The sequence below is a fragment of the Sphingorhabdus sp. YGSMI21 genome (assembly GCF_002776575.1).
GTDB lineage: Bacteria > Pseudomonadota > Alphaproteobacteria > Sphingomonadales > Sphingomonadaceae > Parasphingorhabdus.
Window position 1 is genome coordinate 1,324,788 of record NZ_CP022548.1, and the last position, 17,794, is coordinate 1,342,581.

The following is a 17,794-nucleotide window of genomic DNA, read 5'->3' on the forward strand; positions in this document are numbered from 1 at the left end:
TCGCTGCCAGGCGCAACAGAGAATTGCGATAGGGCGACAATCGGCGGACGGCAACATCGGTTAACAAGGTTCAGGCTGAAGGGAATAACATGACAACTTCGATTACATTTTTCCCCGTTTGCAACGGGGATATGACCCTGGTCACTTTGGACAATGACCAGAAGCTTCTTATTGACTTGCATGTCCGCAAGGCCGCGGACGATGAAGACGACGATACGCCTGATGTGATGTCACAGCTGCGCGGTGAGCTTTCCCGCGACGAAAAGGGCAGGCTCTTTGTCGATGGTTTCCTCCTCAGTCATCCGGACAAAGACCATGTTTGCGGTCTCGAAACGCACTTTCACTTGGGGCCGCCTGACGAATGGGACGAGGACTATGACAAGATTCTGATCCGGGAAATGTGGTCGTCACCCATTGTTTTTCGTCGGAGCTCCAAACATCATATCTTGTGCAGCGATGCCAATGCCTGGGCGAAGGAGGCTCGCAGGCGCGTCAAATTGCATCGCGATACGGGAAGCTTCGGTGCCGACGGGGACCGCATCCAGATCATGGGCGAAGATATCGACGGTAAAACAGACGATATCCCGACCATTGTCACCAAGGCTGAGCAATTGGTCACGACGCTGAACCGGGCATCGGCCGGGGCATTCGAGGCGCGGCTGCTCGCACCCCTGCCGCAGGGTGACGATGAAGAATTGGACGAACTGCTTGCAAAAAATCGGTCGTCGATCATCCTGCGCTTTTCTCTCCGCGGCGACGGTCATGCGGACAAATGCCGGTTTCTGACTGGCGGTGATGCGGAAGTCGCAATATGGGAACGCCTGTGGGACACGCATGGCATGGATCACGCAGACTGGCTCGAATATGACATATTGCAGGCGCCCCATCATTGCTCCTGGCACAGCCTTAGCTACGACAGCTATTCGACATACGGGGAGGACGCAGAGGTTTGCGAAGGCGCGCGCAGCGCGCTCAGCCAGATAAGGAAGGGCGCGATCGTCGTCGCAAGCTGCGAGCATATCGATCCCGAAGATGCCGATCCGCCCAGCGACCGGGCCAAGCGGGAGTATATTTCTATTGTAGAAGATGACGATGATCGCTTCATTTGCGTGACAGATATCTGGGACGACGAAAAACAGCCGCTAAAATATGAAATCGGATCGAGTGGAGCCATCAAGGTTGTCAAAAATGCTGTCAAGGCTGCTGCGGCAGCGCTCGGCGTAGCCGCAACCGCCGCGCATGCGCGGCCGCACGGCAATCGTTAATGCCCGATGCCGGCCCCTTGCATGCAGAAAAGCTGCTGCGGATTGCAGCTGCGCATCCGGAATTTGCTAGCGGTAAAATACAGGACGACAAGCTGGTCCGCATCGAACTGAAAGTGGAAATGCCTATAGCCTATAAGGCCGACAACATAAGCGTGACTGGCGTGCGAACCGTGGAGCCGGTCATGTTGCATCTACCGGACGACTATCCTTGGAAATCGCCGCGCGTCACGCTGCGCGACGATTTCCCGAGGCACTTTCCGCACTTGCTGCCAGGTCCGAACACCTCCCCGCCCCGTCCCTGTCTGATCGATGGCGATCCGGATGAATTTTTCCTGCAATATGGCTTGGTAGAATATGGTGTATATAATCTAATCGAACAATTGGCAGTCTGGTTGCGAAAGGCCGCTATCGATCACCTCAATGATCCGGCGCATGGCTGGGAGCCGATGCTGCGTCGCGAAATGCGAAGCATCCTGATCTGCGACGCACAAGCTGCGCGCAAAACGGTCACGAAAAGCGGAGGATGCGTCATCTGGGGCGCGGAGTATATTCGCTACGGTAAAGGCGGCAGCGCCGGATTTCTAATTACGAGCGATGCCGAACGCAAGCCGCTCGACCGCAAAGACAAGAACCAATTTGCATATTCGGAAGCCGACGGTCGCGGAAATACCATCGCGGCTGTAATCTGGCCTGATAAGCAACCTGACGGGCGTCCACACATATGCGACCAATATTCGCCGGAAGATGTGTCGATGCTGGGTGATTTGCGCAGGCGTGCAAAAATTTACGGATGTTCGCGGGGGCTGGATATGCTTCTCAGCAACTTGGACCGTCGATGGAACAAGCGCGTGCTCGGCGCTACTGTTCCCATCGCCATCATCCTATGTGTAAGGCGGCCGTTTCCGCTGGTCCATTCGGACTCTTGCATCGAGCTTCTGCCTTATATGCTCGAGATCAATCCTTGCGAAAATCGCACGGAGCTGATTGGAGGCGGCGAAGACGGGCCGGTCGAACCTATTGCCCACGTCCAGTCCCTTACCGGAGAGTTGCTGCGAACAATGTCCGATGTTCCAGAAAGGCCGTCGCTGGCTATTTTGGGGTGCGGAAGCGTCGGTTCGAAACTTGCGCTTCATGCCGTCCGCGCTGGCCAATCCATCACTGCGATAAGCGATGCAGGCTGGCTACGGCCGCATAACATGGCGCGGCACGCAGCAGGAGCAGACCGGGTATTTTCGGAGAAAGCGGATGCCCTGGCGAAGGAACTGTTCCCTTTCGGGCAAGTTCCTGCGGTCAACAACGGCGATATCGCAGCCGGATTGCGCACTGAAAGCATTCGGCCCAACCTCGTGCCGAAAAATACGGGTATGGCAATCAATGCCACCGGTTCGCTTTCGGTGCGTGAGGCCATCGCCGCATCGGCGGTTCCTCGCGAACGCACTCGCTATGCTGAAGCTGCACTTTTTGGCAAGGGCCGGATCGGATATTTGTTCGTCGACGGGAAAGGCCATAATCCAAGTCATTGTGACCTGATTGCCGAGTTCTACGCCTCTTGCGATGATCCAGAGGCGATGAAGCTCATATCAGACCCGGATTTCGGCTTGGAGCAAGTCCAGATCGGCCAAGGCTGCGGCTCGCTGACCATGGCTATTGACGATGCGCAAATTTCGATGATGACGGCAGGCCTGTTCCGCCAAATCGGCCACAGCTGTGACCAATTGGCTAACGAGGGGCTGCTGGTAGTCGGTGTAAGCGAACCCGATACACCCGCCACAAGATGGCAGCGACGTCTCGTCGCGCCATTTGAAACAGTGATGATCGAGGAAAGCGGCGGCTGGCAGCTTCGCATTGCGCCTCAAATCGCTGATCGGATACGCAGCGAGGCAAAAGACTTTCACTCAGCGGAAACGGGTGGGTTACTCATCGGCCTTTCCAGTGAACGGCTCAAGACGGTGACGGTCGTCGATTTGCTCAATGCACCGCCTGACAGTACACGTTCCGCCAGTTTGTTTGTCTTGGGCAAGGAGGGCTTGAAGGACGCAATTGAGCAACGCCATGAGATGAGCGGCAAGACGCTATTCGACGTGGGGACGTGGCATAGCCATCTTTCCGACGAAGGACCTTCAGTTGTCGATTGGCAGACCGCAGCGGATCTCAAGGTAGACCGAACGCCGCCATCCGTACTGCTTATAGTGACACCCAGAAGATTCCATGCGATTTTAGGGAAGGACAACAACGGTGAGCGAGCCTAAGTCGTTGAAAGAGCAAAATGCCTGGCTAATCAGGGCCGCAATGATTGCGCATATCGCGGGCTTTGCATGGATTGCACTCGAGCCTGCGAAAATTATCAAAGGCAGCGTATCGGATTTCTTGCATAAGCTGGAGGCAGTGGCCCTTCCCGGGTCGATGTCTCTCGGCCTGATTGTGATTGCTTCGCTCGTCCTTCTTGGGTTGGTACCGCCGAACTGGCGTGATCGCATCATTCATTTGCGCTGGCAAAATCCACTGCCGGGATGCCGTGCATTCACAAGCATCGGCCCCGCCGCAAGCCACGTCGATATGGACGGCCTGTCGGCAAGACTGGGACAATTGCCAAGCGATGCAGCGGAACAGAACAAGCTGTTTTACAGGATTTATAAGCCGTTGCGCGATGATGTGGGCGTTTGCGATTCACACCGGCGATATCTCGCAGCCCGCGATATTGGGACCATTACCGCCCTTCTCGTTGTCCCGCTCTCATTACTGGCGTTCGTCGCCACCGACAATGCTGGCCGGTCGATGCTTTACGGGTTGTTCTTACTTGCGACATATCTGTTTTGTGCGATCGCGGCCAAGAACTACAGCCTGCGCATGGTACAACATGTGCTGGCGCTCAGCGCCGCACAGCCGGAGACCGCTGTTGCTTCATGATTCGTCGCCAGCATCATCCGAATCTTGCGACGACCGACCTGATATAAACACAAACAAGACTCCGAGCACGAGAGGTATTTCAGATGAAGCGAATCGCAATTTTTCTCGACGGGACCTGGAACCAGGGCGACGACAACACTAACGTTTGGAGAACGCACGCTATTCTGGCTGAAGAGGGAGCAGACGGCTGCAAACAGCTCGCGCGCTACGACATTGGTGTCAACGGGTTTTTTGGCGGTACGTTTGGGAAGGGCCTCGTCGACAATGTTCTGGAGGCTTACGAATGGCTAATATCGAAGCACGACGACGGTGATGAAATCTTCATTTTCGGGTTTAGTCGCGGCGCTTACACCGCACGAAGTTTGGCTGGATTGATAGCAAAATACGGGCTGCTAAAGCCCGGTTCACCCATAAGCACCCGGCAAATACTAGCGAGGTATCAGCGTCCGGAAGAGGAAACAATCTGGAATTTGCTCGACGCAGACGCTGAAGAAGAGCGTCTTTCGCAAAGGTTAGAGATTTCAACAGAAGAATCATTGCTAAAGAAATATTCCAAACGGGTTCCGATTAAAATGGTCGGCGTCTGGGACACGGTCGGCGCATTGGGCTTGCCGTTTTTTGGGATCGAAGGAGTAAGCCGCAGTACATTGAATTGGCTTCATACAGGATTACGTCGCTCAATTGAGCACGGGTTCCACGCGCTCGCGATCGATGAGCATAGGAAGTCATTTGCCCCTACATTATGGTCGGCGCGGCAGGGCATTATGGCTGCACCTCGGTCATTGAGCAGTGTCGAACAGCGATGGTTTGCTGGAGCCCATGGAAACGTCGGCGGCGGCTATGAGCTCGATTTTCTTGCACAACCTCCACTTCGTTGGATACTTCAAAAGGCTTCGAGCCTTGGTTTGTGCTTCCGCTTTCAGGTTGAGCTTGATGGTGATATTTTTGCAGCCAATGTGACTGACTCCTATCGACCATTCATGAAAGGTACGTATCGCAAGTTTGTTAAACGTTTTCACCGCGTAATTGGAGCGCAACCTTATAAGGACGGGGCTGGGAATGTGCACACGACGATTAACGAAACGATCGATGAAACCGTTTTTGAAAGATGGCGATCGCGCGATGATTATCGACCGGTATCCCTTCAAAGATGGGCAGAACTTTATAAGGTCGAGATAGCAGAAACGATAGGGACCGTTGCTATTGATGGAACGCCGTTACTTGAATCGAAGTAAGCCACTTGCGCCTTTCGTCTGTGTGCAAGTCGTTGAGAAATCTCAAATTGGAATAGACGCACGTTAGTTGCTGCATCACTGTGGTGCAGCGACATTAAGCGGTATTTCAGCGGTCATAAACGGTTAGGGGCATCGATCACCGTGCTCCTTTATCCAATTGCCCCTGAACATGATTGGTCCGCTTCCTATCCGGTCATGCTCAATTTTCAGCCATAAGCGAGGCTGAAATTGGGAATGGCCATTTCGAACTCGCCAGTTACCGAAATCGGCCGTTCCATAGTTTTATGCCTTGTAGCCGTTCTACCGGAAAGAAGGCGACGTCCGCTTCGGGTATGTGGCGAGAGGGCTGCAACGACCGAAATTGGGGCGAAACCTGTCACTATGTTGGTTGACAAAAGACAGCGTTTGAGACTCCGATAACTGCGGCTTAGCGTCATAGAATTAGTAAGCCAATTACGACTCTCAGCAATTCGGACCCCCAATTCAACCAACAATAGCTTTCCAGCGGGAAATGACATTTCTAACATATCCCGGTGTTTCGCGATTTTTGGGGATTCCCCTCGCACGTGCAACTGCTCCGGGACCGGCGTTGTAGGCTGCAAGCGCAAGATGGATTGCCCCGAACTTCCCAAGCATTTCCTTTAGGTATCGTGCACCCCCGTCAATGCTGGCATTGGGATCGTGCCGGTTGGTTACGCCGAGATAGCGAGCCGTTCCCGGCATTAGCTGCGCCAAGCCAGCTGCCCCAGCCGGACTTATCGCCATTGGATCGAAGCGCGATTCTTGCCAGATCAATGCCTGCAGCAACCCGATTGGAATACCATGGCGCAATTCGGCTTTTCGAATTGCAGCTTCATATATTTTCTCTCGAAACGACGATCGAGTTGGAGAGTGAGTTATGGGCTGAGCAGCTTGCTCGACATAAATATCTCCAGCATCAGAGCTGACATCGTTTCTCGGCCAAATATCGTGTTGAAAGAGTTCAAATTGTCCAGTCGAAGGAAGCAGCCCTTCCGCGCTTCCTGTTTCATTTTCCTGCATATTTTCACCGGATGTCGCGCCGCCGAGAAGCGCCGCGACAGGCAACAAAACCCAATATAATTTCAGCATATTTGATCTCCATATTGCTTCGAATCAAATAAGAACATAATATGAACATTGATCTGTAGGAAAACGCTTTCTGTGGGTCCGAAGAGGGGAGTGAGCTTAAATTGGGGGATCAGATTTGTTTAGAAGGATGCTTCCCCATGTCCCAAATTGTCCGCGCCCAGTCCCGGTCGTCTCTCGAAGAAACGGCTCGTGATCTTTGCAAAAAATTGAACGGCCACTGGTCAAGTACCAAGGGAATGGCCTGCTGCCCTGCGCATCAAGATCGCACGCCATCGCTCGGAGTGAGTATCGGTAGAAATGCAATACTCTTTCACTGTTTCGCGGGCTGTACGCAGAGCGAAGTGCTAACTGCCCTGGCGCACCAAGGCGTGGATCAGCGCGATCTGTTCGATGGCGGCAGCGTACCGTTCGATGGACCCGCGCGCGCGAACGTCCGGCCATCACGTGCGGCGCTGCGTATATGGCGCGAAGCCGGGTATATCTCTGGCACACGCGCCAAAGCCTATCTCGAAGCCCGGAGCATATTGGCCTCATCGCCAATGCTGCGTTTTAACGCCCAAACACCATTGGGCCCGAAAGGGATGGTCCGTTTTCTGCCGGCCATGATTGCAGCTGTCAGTCTCGACCAAGGTGTCATTGCCGTTCACCGGACTTTTCTGGATGAAACGCTTCCCTGCAAAGCTGGTTTTGAAAAACCCAAGCGCGCGCTTGGTCGCCTCGGCGAAGGCGCAGTTCGTCTGTTTCCTCCAAAAGATGGCTGTCTTGGCTTGGCAGAAGGTGTGGAAAGCGCGCTCTCAGCGTGCGCGCTCACCGGCATTCCCTGCTGGGCAACGCTTGGTAACGAGCGCTTTGGTCTTGTTGCCATCCCGGAAAGTGTGACCGAGCTACATCTCTTCGTCGATGCCGACCAGGGCGGTGACCTCGCCGCGAAACGAGGCCAGTCAGCCTATTTGCGAGGTAGTCGCCGCATTCTAGTCCGCACACCATCATTGCCCGGAACTGACTGGAATGACGAGCTGGTGAACTGGACGGCGCGGCGAAAGGTTTAAGAGGAAAGCAGGCTTTTTGAGGGGTGACCATGGGTCTGACAATAGCGTCAGGCCGGTCGCGCAAACCTCAGGAGGCCACTCATGAATTTCCAGACATCCCTATTTGTCAACCCCGAATCCACTGCTGGCACCACTATGCCTGCGCTCATTAAAGTTGCGCAGCAGATAGCCTATGCGCTTAGCTGCGGGCGGCATCTCAAGCGAAATGATATCAATGAATTTTTTCAAACCGCAACAGGCGGCAGTGATGCGGCGCATTCCTGGTCCATCGCCGACAGCAATCATGCGATCGAACTGGGCGCGCTGCTCTGGCTTAGAGACCGCAGCCGGATAGGGAGCAATTCTCCATTGGCAGAAGTTGAAGCCAGGCTTGAATGGCTGAATTCCGCACTGCCGCCCCGCCATGTGCGCAGCGAGGAGCAAAATACACTTCAGCAATTTTCCACGCCGCCGATACTCAGCTGGCTTATGGCAAAGGCAGCGCAGCTCTCGAAAGCTGACCTTGTCCTCGAACCATCGGCCGGCACGGGTATGCTGGCGCTTTGGCCAGCTATCCAAGGAATTCCTGTACTCCTCAACGAGATTGATCCTGCGCGCAGACTTGTTCTACGCGAGCTTTTTCCGGGCGCTGCTATCTCAGCCCATGACGGCGAGCTGATCGATGACCTTCTTCCCGCAGCGCCTCGGCCAAACGTTGTACTCATCAATCCACCCTTTGCGCAGAGCGCCGAACGCGGCAAGGACGCCAAGACGGCGATGCGTCATCTGCGCGCTGCTTTTCGTCTGGCATCGCCGACAGCACGTATCGTTGCAATCATGCCCGAAAGCTTCAAGGCTAAAGACTTTGTTCGAGGTAACGATCCGGCAGGGCTGCTTCTTGATCTGGTCATCGAGGGAGCCTTTCGCGAAGTAGGTACCGGCGTGTCGGTGCGCCTGGTTGTGATCGACAAGGGCAGCAATAGGGAGGCCGCTGACACACAGCTGGTGGCATCGCTCGGCGCACTTCATGATTCTATCGCAGCCCTGCCCGGTCGGCAATCTTCTGCTGTGCCGAACTTTGCGCCACCTGTGCTTCGCCACGCATATCTGCCGCCGAGCGTTGAACGACGCAACCGGCCACTGGCACCCTTTGCGAACCGGGGCGCAGAAATTGCCGTTTGCGAGGCCCTCGACTATGTTGTTCTTGATAACCCGGCGGAACTGCCCGAGCAGGTGGGTATCTATCTGCCCTACCGGCCAAGCCGCGTATCGATAAAAGAAGCACCGCCGCACCCGACGCCGCTGGTGGAATCGGTTGCGATGGGTTCGGTCCCAGCGCCAATTGTCACCGCAAACCCTCTGCTACCTGCTGGCTGGAAAGACATGGAGCTCCTCTCGGAGGCGCAGTGCGAAACACTCATCTATGCAAGCGCCGCCTTCGCACGCGATTTGCCTGGTAGATTTGCACCCGATGATAAAGGCAGCCAGTTAGCAATAGCCGAAGATGGTCACAGCTACCGTCAAGGCTTTTTCCTTGGCGATGGAACCGGCGCTGGCAAAGGCCGTCAGATAGCTGCGATTATCATGGACCGCTGGCTTGCGGGCGAGCGCCGCCACATCTGGATATCCAAGAACGAAGCGCTGATCGAGGACGCGCGGCGGGACTGGCAGGCCCTTGGCGGATTGCCGCTCGATATCCAGCCCTTGTCGGCGTGGAAACTTGGTCAAAAGGTTGGAAGCTCGCAAGGCATCCTGTTCGTGACCTATCCGACATTGCGCTCGGGCCGGATGGAATGCACAAGACTTGATCAGATAATCCAGTGGGCCGGAGGTGATTTCGAGGGCGTTATCGCCTTTGATGAAGCCCATGCGATGGCCAATGCGCTTGGCAGCATCGGTAGCCGCGGACCGGTCAAGGGATCCCAACAGGGAATAGCAGGCCTTCGCTTGCAAAATCTCCTGCCGCGTTCACGTGTCCTCTATGCTTCGGCAACCGGTGCTTCGGATATTGCCAATCTTGGCTATGCGACGCGTCTTGGTCTGTGGGGCACAGAAACCGCCTTTGCGACCTATGACGACTTTCTGAGCAGTATCCGCGCGGGCGGTATTGCGGCAATGGAATTGGTTGCCCGGGATCTGAAAGCTCAAGGCCTCTATCTTGCCCGAGCGCTTTCCTTTGCTGGCGTCGAATATGAAATTCTTGAGCATCAACTTACCGCTGCGCAGATCGCGGTCTACGATGCCTATTCAGCGGCCTGGTCAATCATCCATCAAAATCTGGAAGCAGCACTTGAGGCAACACGCGTGGTTGACGAGGACAGCGGTGATACGCTCAACCGCAATGCCAAGGCAGCGGCCCTGTCCATCTTCGAAGGCACTAAGCAGCGCTTCTTTGCGCAGCTCTTGCTTTCGATGAAGCTCCCGAGTCTAATTCCGGCTATCGAACAGGTGCTCGCAAATGACAAATCGGTCGTCATCCAGCTGGTATCGACATCGGAAGCAATGCTCGATCGGCGGATCGCCGAACTCAGCGATGAAGAGCGCGAAGCCCTCGACATTGACCTGTCGCCCCGCGAATATGTGATCGACTATTTGTCCAAAAGCTTTCCGGTTCGCTTGATGCAGCTGTTCACTGATGAGGAAGGCAATCTACGTTCCGAAGCAATGAGCGATGCGCAGGGCAATCCCGTTCTTTGCAGCCGCGCGGTTGCCGCCCGTGACAAGCTCATTGAGAAGCTCTGTGCGCTTCCGCCCATTGCCATTGCGCTCGACGCAGTGATCGATCATTTTGGAAAACAGGCCGTTGCCGAAGTCACCGGACGCACCCGCCGGCTGATAACCGACCTCAAAGGCCAGCAGCAACTCGAACGCCGGTCGCCGCGCTCAAACCTCACGGAGGCGCAGGCCTTCATGGACGGGGCCAAGAGGATCCTGATATTTTCAGACGCTGGCGGCACCGGTAGGTCCTATCATGCGGACTTAAACGCCCAAAACCAGCAGCGCCGGGTCCATTTCCTGCTCGAGCCGGGCTGGCGGGCGGACAACGCCATTCAGGGCCTTGGCCGCACCAACCGGACCAACCAGGCCTCCGCGCCTTTGTTCCGGCCTGTAACCACCGATGTCAAAGGCGAACGCCGCTTCATATCGACAATCGCGAGGCGTCTGGATACGCTGGGTGCGCTCACCCGGGGCCAAAGACAAACCGGCGGTCAAAATCTTTTTGATCCGGCCGATAATCTCGAAAGCGATTATGCTCGCGATGCGCTGACTCGCTGGTTTCATTTGCTCTATGACGGGAAGCTAGAAGCGGTCTCTTTTGCCCGCTTCTGCGAGCTGACAGGCCTGAGGCTTGAGAACCCAGATGGCGGCCTCACTGACAATCTGCCCTCGATCCAGCGCTGGCTGAACCGCATCCTTGCGCTGCCGATCGCCATCCAGAACGCCATCTTCGATGAATATCTGGGGCTCATCGAGGCGCGCATCGAAGCCGCCCGCGAAGCCGGAACGCTCGATCTTGGCATCGAAACGATCGCGGTCGATAATTTTGCGATTGTTTCGGATCAGCTGCTGCGCACCGATCCGGTATCGGGCGCGACCACGCATCTGCTCAGTCTCGATGCCGAGCGGCAACTCAATCCGCTACGATTTGAGCGTTTGGCGGGGTTGGATGACCTGTCGTCGCCCCATGTTCAGCCTATGCGCAATGCACGCTCGGGCGCCGCCGCGCTTGCTATCCCGGCTCGCCGTATCATCAACGATGACGGATCAGTGACTGAGCGCAAACGTCTCCTGCGTCCGCTCAAATCTGCCAACTGGACAATCGAAGCGCTGAGCGAAAGCCTCTGGGAGCCTGTCGACCTTGAATCATTCGAGCGCATCTGGCGCGCCGAAGAACAAGAGGCCACCAGGCGCCGCGAGCACATGAGAATATATCTGACCACCGGGCTGCTCCTGCCGGTCTGGAACAAGCTTGGCGACGAGCATATCCACGTCGCTCGTATTGTTGCCAAGGATGGACGCGCGCTGATTGGCAGGCAGGTTGATGCCGCCGATCTTGCAGCGATTTCAGAAAGCTTCGGTCTTGCGCATTCAGGCAGCGTTCCGGCCAGCGATATCGCAAATCTGGTCATGACAAATGGCAAGCCCATAGCGCTCGCCAGCCAAGATGCGCTCGATGTGAAGCGATCATTGGTCAATGGATCGCAGCGCATTGAGCTTACTGGTTTCAGTCCCCAGCGCCTCGACTGGTATAAGGCAAAGGGCTGTTTCACCGAAATTATCCGCTACCGCACGCGGCTATTCGTGCCGACGAATGAGGCTGCCAGCATTTTGGCCGATCTCGCGGTCTGACTGGTCATAGCGCTTTCACCAAATTGAGCCGAACCGGCGTAAAACCAGCCCCAAAAGCCTTGAAAGAAGAGCGATGCTCGGGGGGTTTATGAACCCGCCTTTCGGGCTGGTTCGTCCATCTCAATCAGGAGTAAATATCATGATCCAGTCTATTGCCTTGAACAAACTCGTTCCCAGTCCCCGCAATGTGCGCAAGTCTTCCGATCCAGCAGCTGACGCGCAGTTGAAAGCCGATATTGCAGCGCGTGGTCTGCTGCAGAATCTTCTTGTCCGCAAAGCACGGCGCGGAAAATTCGAGGTCGAAGCCGGTGGCCGTCGTCTGGCAGCCCTGAAGTCTTTGGCCGAAGAGGGCGTGTTGAAGAAAAATATGCCGGTCACTTGCCTGGTGATCGAAGGCGACGAGCACGAAATGCGCGAAGCCAGCCTTGCGGAGAATTTTCAGCGGTTGCAGATGAACCCCGCCGACGAAGCGCAGGCTTTTGCAGCAATTATCGAAGCGGGCGCATGTGCAGCGGATGTTGCGCGCCGTTTCGGCGTCACCGTGCGATTTGTGGAGGGCAGACTGCGGCTCGCTGCGCTTGCGCCTTGCGTCTTTGAAAGTCTGGCTGCCGGAGAAATCACGCTGGATATCGCCAAAGCCTATGGAGCAACCTCGGATATCGATCGGCAAGCTCAAGTATTTGCCGAGGTTCAGAACGCCTATTATCAGATCACCGCCGACAGTATTCGCCGCATGGTACTCGAACGCAGCGTACGCGGCAACGATCCCCGGGCTATTCTTGTCGGGCGCGACGCCTATATTGCTGCTGGTGGCCGCATTGAGCGCGAACTGTTTGACGACGAAGCAAGCGAGAGCTGGCTCGATATCACTTTACTCGAGGAACTGGCAGCCAGGGCCATGGACGCAGCGGCACAAGCAAAAGCCGGCGAAACCGGTCTTGCCTGGGTCAAACCGACACTCGACTGCTACGTCAGCCACGAGCTCGTAGGCGGTCTTACCCGGCTTCCTGCTGAACCAGCCCCGTTGGAAGCCGACGAAGCGGCACGTCTGGGTGAACTCGAAGCGGCCTACGACGTCCAGGCAGCGATTTTGGAAGATGAGGATAGCGCCGAAGACGAGGTGATGAAGGCAGAATCCGAACTTGCCATAATCGACAAGGAACTGCGCGCCCTTAGCAATCGCCCACCCATTCTTGCCGAAGAGCTGAAACAAGATGCGGGCGCGTTCCTCATCCTCTCTCGCGAGGGCGAACCGATGCTGGTACCCCAATATTATAGCGCAAGTGAACCGGATAATGTGAACGACTGCGCGCTTGAGCCCGTCGAAAGTGGATCCCAAGATGCAGGCAAACCTGCAATATTGTCCCAGCGCCTTCTTGATGAACTCTCGATGCAGCGCCGCGATATACTCGCGCTCTATCTTGCCAGTGATCCTGCGCTTGCGCTCGATCTTATGGTCTTCACGCTCGCTGACCAGGATAGTCATGATTGGCAGAGGGCCAAGGCGCTTACAATTTCCGGGCCAGTCGCACATGGCCCAGTGACGGGATTTGAGGCCAAGGACGCGCCAGCCACCGCAGCGCTTGCAGAAACATCGGCTGCATTGGACGAAAGCTGGCGAAGCGGTGACGGAGAAGTCGCTCGCTTCCTCTTGTTCCGCGGTCTTACAGACGATGCCCGCAGCCAATGGCTCAGCCATGTGGTTGCACGGACGCTGGTTGCCAGCCTGGCTGTAACTGGCGAGCGCCAGAACCCGCTGCACGACTGTCTGGGCAGCATGCTCGGTATCGAAATGGCGCATTGGTGGCGGCCAACCGCAGCCAATTATTTTGACCGGATACCCAAGGCGCGCACCCTTGAGGCGTTCGATGCCGTCGGCGGACCTGAACTTGTTAGCCGCTACGCCGCATCCAAAAAGGCAGATCTGGCTGCGACCGCCGAACGCATCTTCTCCGGCAACTTCATTGCCGAAGCAGGCGTGAAGGAACGCGCATTGGCATGGGTGCCCGCTGTCATGGCTTTCCCGCCGCTTAGCCCCGCAGGCGATTCAGCTGATTGTCCGGACGCTCACGATGCCAGCGACAAGGAGATAGCCGACCAAGCGGCCTGACGTCCTCCTGACAGGTTTGTTTGCTCGGCTGAGGCGGTCCATCCACATCTGGATGGGCCGCCTTTTCGCTTGGCCGCATCGATCAGCCGCACTTCACAAGCCCGGTACCAATCCAGAGGGAAGAGGAGAGAGAGGCTTTTGCCGACATGAACCGGACAATCTCGTCCGGAGATTTCAGGAGAAAAGCCATGTATAAGAAAAAAGCCTCTAACCGCCGCCATTCACGGCGAAACGCAGTGTCACCTGCCCAGCGAATTACAGCTGCGATTATAGAAAAACTGGAAACCGGCACCAAGCCCTGGGTTCAGCCATGGCTCGGCATTCCTCTCTCCCGGCCCTTGCGCAGCTGCGGAACGCCCTATCGAGGCATGAATGTTTTCTGGCTCTGGATGGTAGCCGAATCTGAAGGATTTGGTTCGCCCTATTGGATGACATATCGCCAATGCGCGAAGCTCGGCGGACAGGTCCGCAAGGGCGAGAAGTCGGCGATAGCCATCTTCTACAAAAGCTATTTAAAGGACGTGGAAGAGCCCGATGGCGGCGATACGCAAGAGACGCGGCGCGTTCTCAAAGCCTATAGTGTATTCAATGCCGACCAATGCGATGGCCTACCGGAATTATATCACCCCAAAGCCGAAGTACCGGCAGTAGAGCCGGAAGGACGCATGGCTGAACTCGACACTTTTTTCGCGTCCATCGGTGCCAATATTCGGCAACAGGGCTGCGAGGCTTATTACCAGTCAGGGCCCGACCGGATCACCATGCCGCTTCCAGAATTGTTTAATGGCTATGATCATTATTACGCTACACTGGCCCATGAATTGTCGCATAATGCCGTAACCGGGATTATGCCGCATAGCCTCCACTGGGGGTTTAATTTCCGGGCTTTGACCATGCGGCGGTTCGGCATAATCAGAGTCCTTCGAGGAACGCGAGGAGGCCATCATCGGGCCGGTATCGGCCTGTCGGCACCTGCGGAGCAGCGACCCGAGCGAGTGCCTTTTCCTTCATTCGCATATCGGCGTGGATGTATATCTGGGTGGTTGCGACCGACTCATGTCCGAGCCAGAGAGCGATCACCGCTTGATCGACGCCATGATGCAGGAGGTCCATCGCGGTGCTGTGGCGCAGCGTATGCGGTGTGACACGCTTGGTCCCGATGCTCGGGCACGCGCGCGATGCCGTGAGGCAGTGCTTGCGGACCAGATGTTCAAGTGCATCACGGCTCAGCCGCTCACCCCGGATCGACGGGAACAGCGGGCTGTTATCGTCACAGCGCTCGCTCATCCATGCCGCCAGCAGCTTGGCGGTGTCGCGGCGCAGCGGTGTGCATCGCTCCTTCCGGCCCTTGCCCATGCAACGGATATACGCGCCCGTACCAAGCGTCAGATCGCCGCACTTGAGGTTCACCAGCTCGGACGCCCTGAGACCCGTCTGAACCGCGAGCAGGAGCAGCGCATGATCACGCCGTCCGGCCCACGTCGCACGATCAGGAGCCGCCAGCAATGCCGCGATCTCCGGTGTATCGAGGAACGTCACCGTGCGTTTCACATAGCGTTTGCTGGGCATCGCCAGCACGCGCTGACAGTGGAGCAGCCAGGTCGGATCGGTCATCGCGACATAGCGGAAGAACGAGCGGATCGCGGCAAGCCGGATGTTGCGGCTGCGGGCGCTGTTGCCGCGCACGGTCTCGCAATGAACGAGGAAGTCGGCAACCAGATCGGCGTCGATATCCTCGACCGCGAGCTTGACCGGCGGCTTACCGCAGCGCGCACCCGCGAACCGCAACAGCAGGCGGAACGTGTCGCGATAGCTTGCAACCGTATGAGGGCTGGCTTCCATCTGGGTGCACAGCCGGTCAGTGAAGAAGCGCTGGATCAGCGCAGGCAAGGTTGCAGCGCTCATTGGTCCGTCTCCCCGCAAGAGGTTGCCCGCGCCATCGCCAGATCGAGCAGTTCGGGCACCGCTTCGAGATACCAGAACGTGTTGTCGGGGTCGGTATGGCCCAGATAAGTGGTCAGCCGGATCATCTCGCGGGCCGGATCCTTGCCGGTACGGTACCAGTTTATCATTGTGCGCACCGCAAAGCTGTGGCGCAGATCATGGATACGCGGTCCCCGGCCATGCCGACCATATCGCTGATGCGCTCGCAAGCCGATATGCTGGCATACCTGCGCAAAGTTGTAGCGCGTGCCGCAATCGGTCGGCCTTGCTCCCTTGCAGTTAACGAAGAAGGATGTCGGGACACTTCCCAGCAACCGGTCGCGCTCGGCAGCATAGGCGACGAGCCTTGTCACCACCGTGGGATCAAGGGGAAGCAGCCGCTCCTTACCGAGTTTTCCGCGCCGAACGCGCAGCACACCGTTCGCAAGATCATCATGGTCGAGCGCAAGCGCTTCGCTGATCCTGAGACCCGTCACCGCAATAAGCCCGAACAGGGTCGAGAAGGTCAGTCCGCGCATACCGTAGATCGAGGGCAGCGCCCCCGCAGCCGCGATGATCGATGTGATCTCGGCCTCGCTGTATATATACGGGCGCGAGCGCCCGGTATGGCCCGGCAGCAGCCCACGCGGCGGGACTTCATGGGCGGGATCAATGTTGCTCAGCCACTGCGCGAACAGCCGCACCTTGCCAAGCCGGGCCGAACGTGTCGATGTGCTGACGTCAGGCAGGCTTGCATCCCAGCGCAGGAACAGCGCCGTATCAATGCGCGCAGCGCCTTCCTGATCGGTAAACCGGGCGAACCGGCGCAGTACCCGTTCATCGGTGCGAAGGTCATAACCGAGGCTGCGCCTAACGCCAAGATAGCGGTCCAGTTGGGATGTGACATTCATTGTCCGCCTCCTGCAACCGGCCATGGCTGCGCGATGGACCTGAGGCCCTCAATATCAAGCCGAGCATATATCATGGTCGATGATCGCGAGCGGTGTCGCAGCATATCGCCCACCTCGTCGAGCGATGCACCAGCATTGATGAGCCGGGTCGCAAGGCTATGACGCAGGAGGTGCGATCCCACATAAGGTGTGACCGGCTTCTGCCCCGTGGCCGCCAGTGCATCCTTGAGGATAGCGTTGGCGATCTGGCCGTCCTTGAACCCGCGATGCGGCGCACGGTGCGTGACGAACATCGTTCGGCAGGTCGTCGGCCCACGCTCCTCACGAAGATACCGGCTCAACGCTTCGCCAACCTCGGCTGTTATTGGCAGCCTGTCATGCAGCCCGCCCTTGCCGCGCACGAGCAGTTCGCCCGCTCGCCAGTCTATATCATCAAGCTGGACCTTGATAATCTCGGAAGCGCGCAGCCCCAACCGCGCCATGAGCAGCAACATTGCATAATCGCGTGCGCCATGACGGGGATTGCTGTGCACCGAAGCGAGAATGGCCTCGACTGCACCGGGCGACAGGTGCCGGGGCAGCCGCGCATTCCAGCGCTGGGCCGTCTTTGGTATACTCAAGGCCAGATTTGCCGAGGTCGCCCCGCACGCGAACAGATATTGGAAGAAGGTCCGCAAATGGGTCGTCACTGTCTTGTCGCGATATGGCGTCCTGCGCGCCAATATGTGCTGCACAAAGTTGGTAGTGTCGGCGGCGCGAAGGCGCGTCAGGTCGATCATTCGGCTCCCGAAGCGGTGATCGAGGAACCGGTTGGCGAAGCGAAGCGTGTGGTAGATGGTGCGCGGACTGAGGCCTCGCTGCCTTACAAGATAGTCCTCAAAGTCCATCAGCAACGCTGCTCGTGTGCGCTGTATCTCGTTAATAGATTCAGTCATAATCATCATACTCCATATTG

The 17,794-nt window shown here is 56.9% G+C and carries 11 protein-coding genes and 1 pseudogene; 8 read left to right on the forward strand and 4 right to left on the reverse strand.

The features are described 5' to 3' along the window. The first annotated feature begins 89 nt into the window (after positions 1–89). The 4 genes from CHN51_RS06490 to CHN51_RS06505 all read left to right on the forward strand — a co-directional run bounded on the left by CHN51_RS06490 (position 90) and on the right by CHN51_RS06505 (position 5,407). Entirely contained in the window at positions 90–1,265 is a 1,176-nt protein-coding gene (locus CHN51_RS06490) for a hypothetical protein (RefSeq protein WP_100093297.1), read from the forward strand. Further along, positions 1,265–3,514, forward strand: a complete 2,250-nt coding sequence (locus tag CHN51_RS06495) for a Mov34/MPN/PAD-1 family protein (RefSeq protein WP_100093298.1) — start codon at positions 1,265–1,267, stop codon at positions 3,512–3,514. The genes CHN51_RS06490 and CHN51_RS06495 overlap by 1 nt, the downstream gene beginning before the upstream one ends. Further along, positions 3,501–4,172, forward strand: coding sequence for a hypothetical protein (locus tag CHN51_RS06500; RefSeq protein WP_123906260.1), 672 nt, complete (start codon positions 3,501–3,503; stop codon positions 4,170–4,172). The genes CHN51_RS06495 and CHN51_RS06500 overlap by 14 nt, the downstream gene beginning before the upstream one ends. An 83-nt stretch (positions 4,173–4,255) precedes the next feature. Then, on the forward strand, positions 4,256–5,407 hold the full coding sequence (locus CHN51_RS06505) for a DUF2235 domain-containing protein (RefSeq protein WP_100093300.1): 1,152 nt from the start codon (positions 4,256–4,258) through the stop codon (positions 5,405–5,407). Between the two features lie 483 nt (positions 5,408–5,890). Here CHN51_RS06505 and CHN51_RS06510 read toward each other — a convergent pair whose 3' ends face one another. After that, the gene (locus CHN51_RS06510; protein ID WP_240616879.1) at positions 5,891–6,517 is read right to left on the reverse strand and encodes a lytic transglycosylase domain-containing protein; all 627 of its coding nucleotides are present in this window, start codon (positions 6,515–6,517) and stop codon (positions 5,891–5,893) included. Positions 6,518–6,654: 137 nt separating this feature from the next. Between CHN51_RS06510 and CHN51_RS06515 the strand changes: the two genes are divergently transcribed. The 4 genes and pseudogenes from CHN51_RS06515 to CHN51_RS06530 form a co-directional block, all read left to right on the forward strand. Next, positions 6,655–7,566, forward strand: a complete 912-nt coding sequence (locus CHN51_RS06515) for a toprim domain-containing protein (protein WP_240616880.1) — start codon at positions 6,655–6,657, stop codon at positions 7,564–7,566. A gap of 135 nt (positions 7,567–7,701) precedes the next feature. Continuing rightward, positions 7,702–11,895 carry a strawberry notch family protein gene (locus CHN51_RS06520; protein WP_100095458.1) on the forward strand — a complete coding sequence of 1,398 codons (4,194 nt, stop codon included), beginning with the start codon at positions 7,702–7,704 and terminating at the stop codon, positions 11,893–11,895. Positions 11,896–12,034: 139 nt separating this feature from the next. Beyond that, on the forward strand, positions 12,035–14,005 hold the full coding sequence (locus CHN51_RS06525; protein WP_100093302.1) for a ParB/RepB/Spo0J family partition protein: 1,971 nt from the start codon (positions 12,035–12,037) through the stop codon (positions 14,003–14,005). A 188-nt stretch (positions 14,006–14,193) separates the two neighbouring features. Continuing rightward, positions 14,194–14,835 (forward strand): annotated as a pseudogene (locus CHN51_RS06530) (ArdC-like ssDNA-binding domain-containing protein); the annotation flags it as partial. Positions 14,836–14,917: 82 nt separating this feature from the next. On the opposite strand, the gene CHN51_RS06535 reads toward CHN51_RS06530, so the two are convergent. From CHN51_RS06535 to CHN51_RS06545, 3 genes are read right to left on the reverse strand one after another with little or no spacing between them, the layout of a single operon-like run. Continuing rightward, positions 14,918–15,910 carry a tyrosine-type recombinase/integrase gene (locus CHN51_RS06535; protein WP_100092211.1) on the reverse strand — a complete coding sequence of 331 codons (993 nt, stop codon included), beginning with the start codon at positions 15,908–15,910 and terminating at the stop codon, positions 14,918–14,920. After that, on the reverse strand, positions 15,907–16,839 hold the full coding sequence (locus tag CHN51_RS06540; protein WP_100092212.1) for a tyrosine-type recombinase/integrase: 933 nt from the start codon (positions 16,837–16,839) through the stop codon (positions 15,907–15,909). The genes CHN51_RS06535 and CHN51_RS06540 overlap by 4 nt, the downstream gene beginning before the upstream one ends. Further along, positions 16,836–17,774: a tyrosine-type recombinase/integrase gene (locus tag CHN51_RS06545; protein ID WP_100095342.1), complete on the reverse strand. Its 939-nt coding sequence runs from the start codon at positions 17,772–17,774 to the stop codon at positions 16,836–16,838. The genes CHN51_RS06540 and CHN51_RS06545 overlap by 4 nt, the downstream gene beginning before the upstream one ends. Positions 17,775–17,794 lie beyond the last annotated feature (20 nt).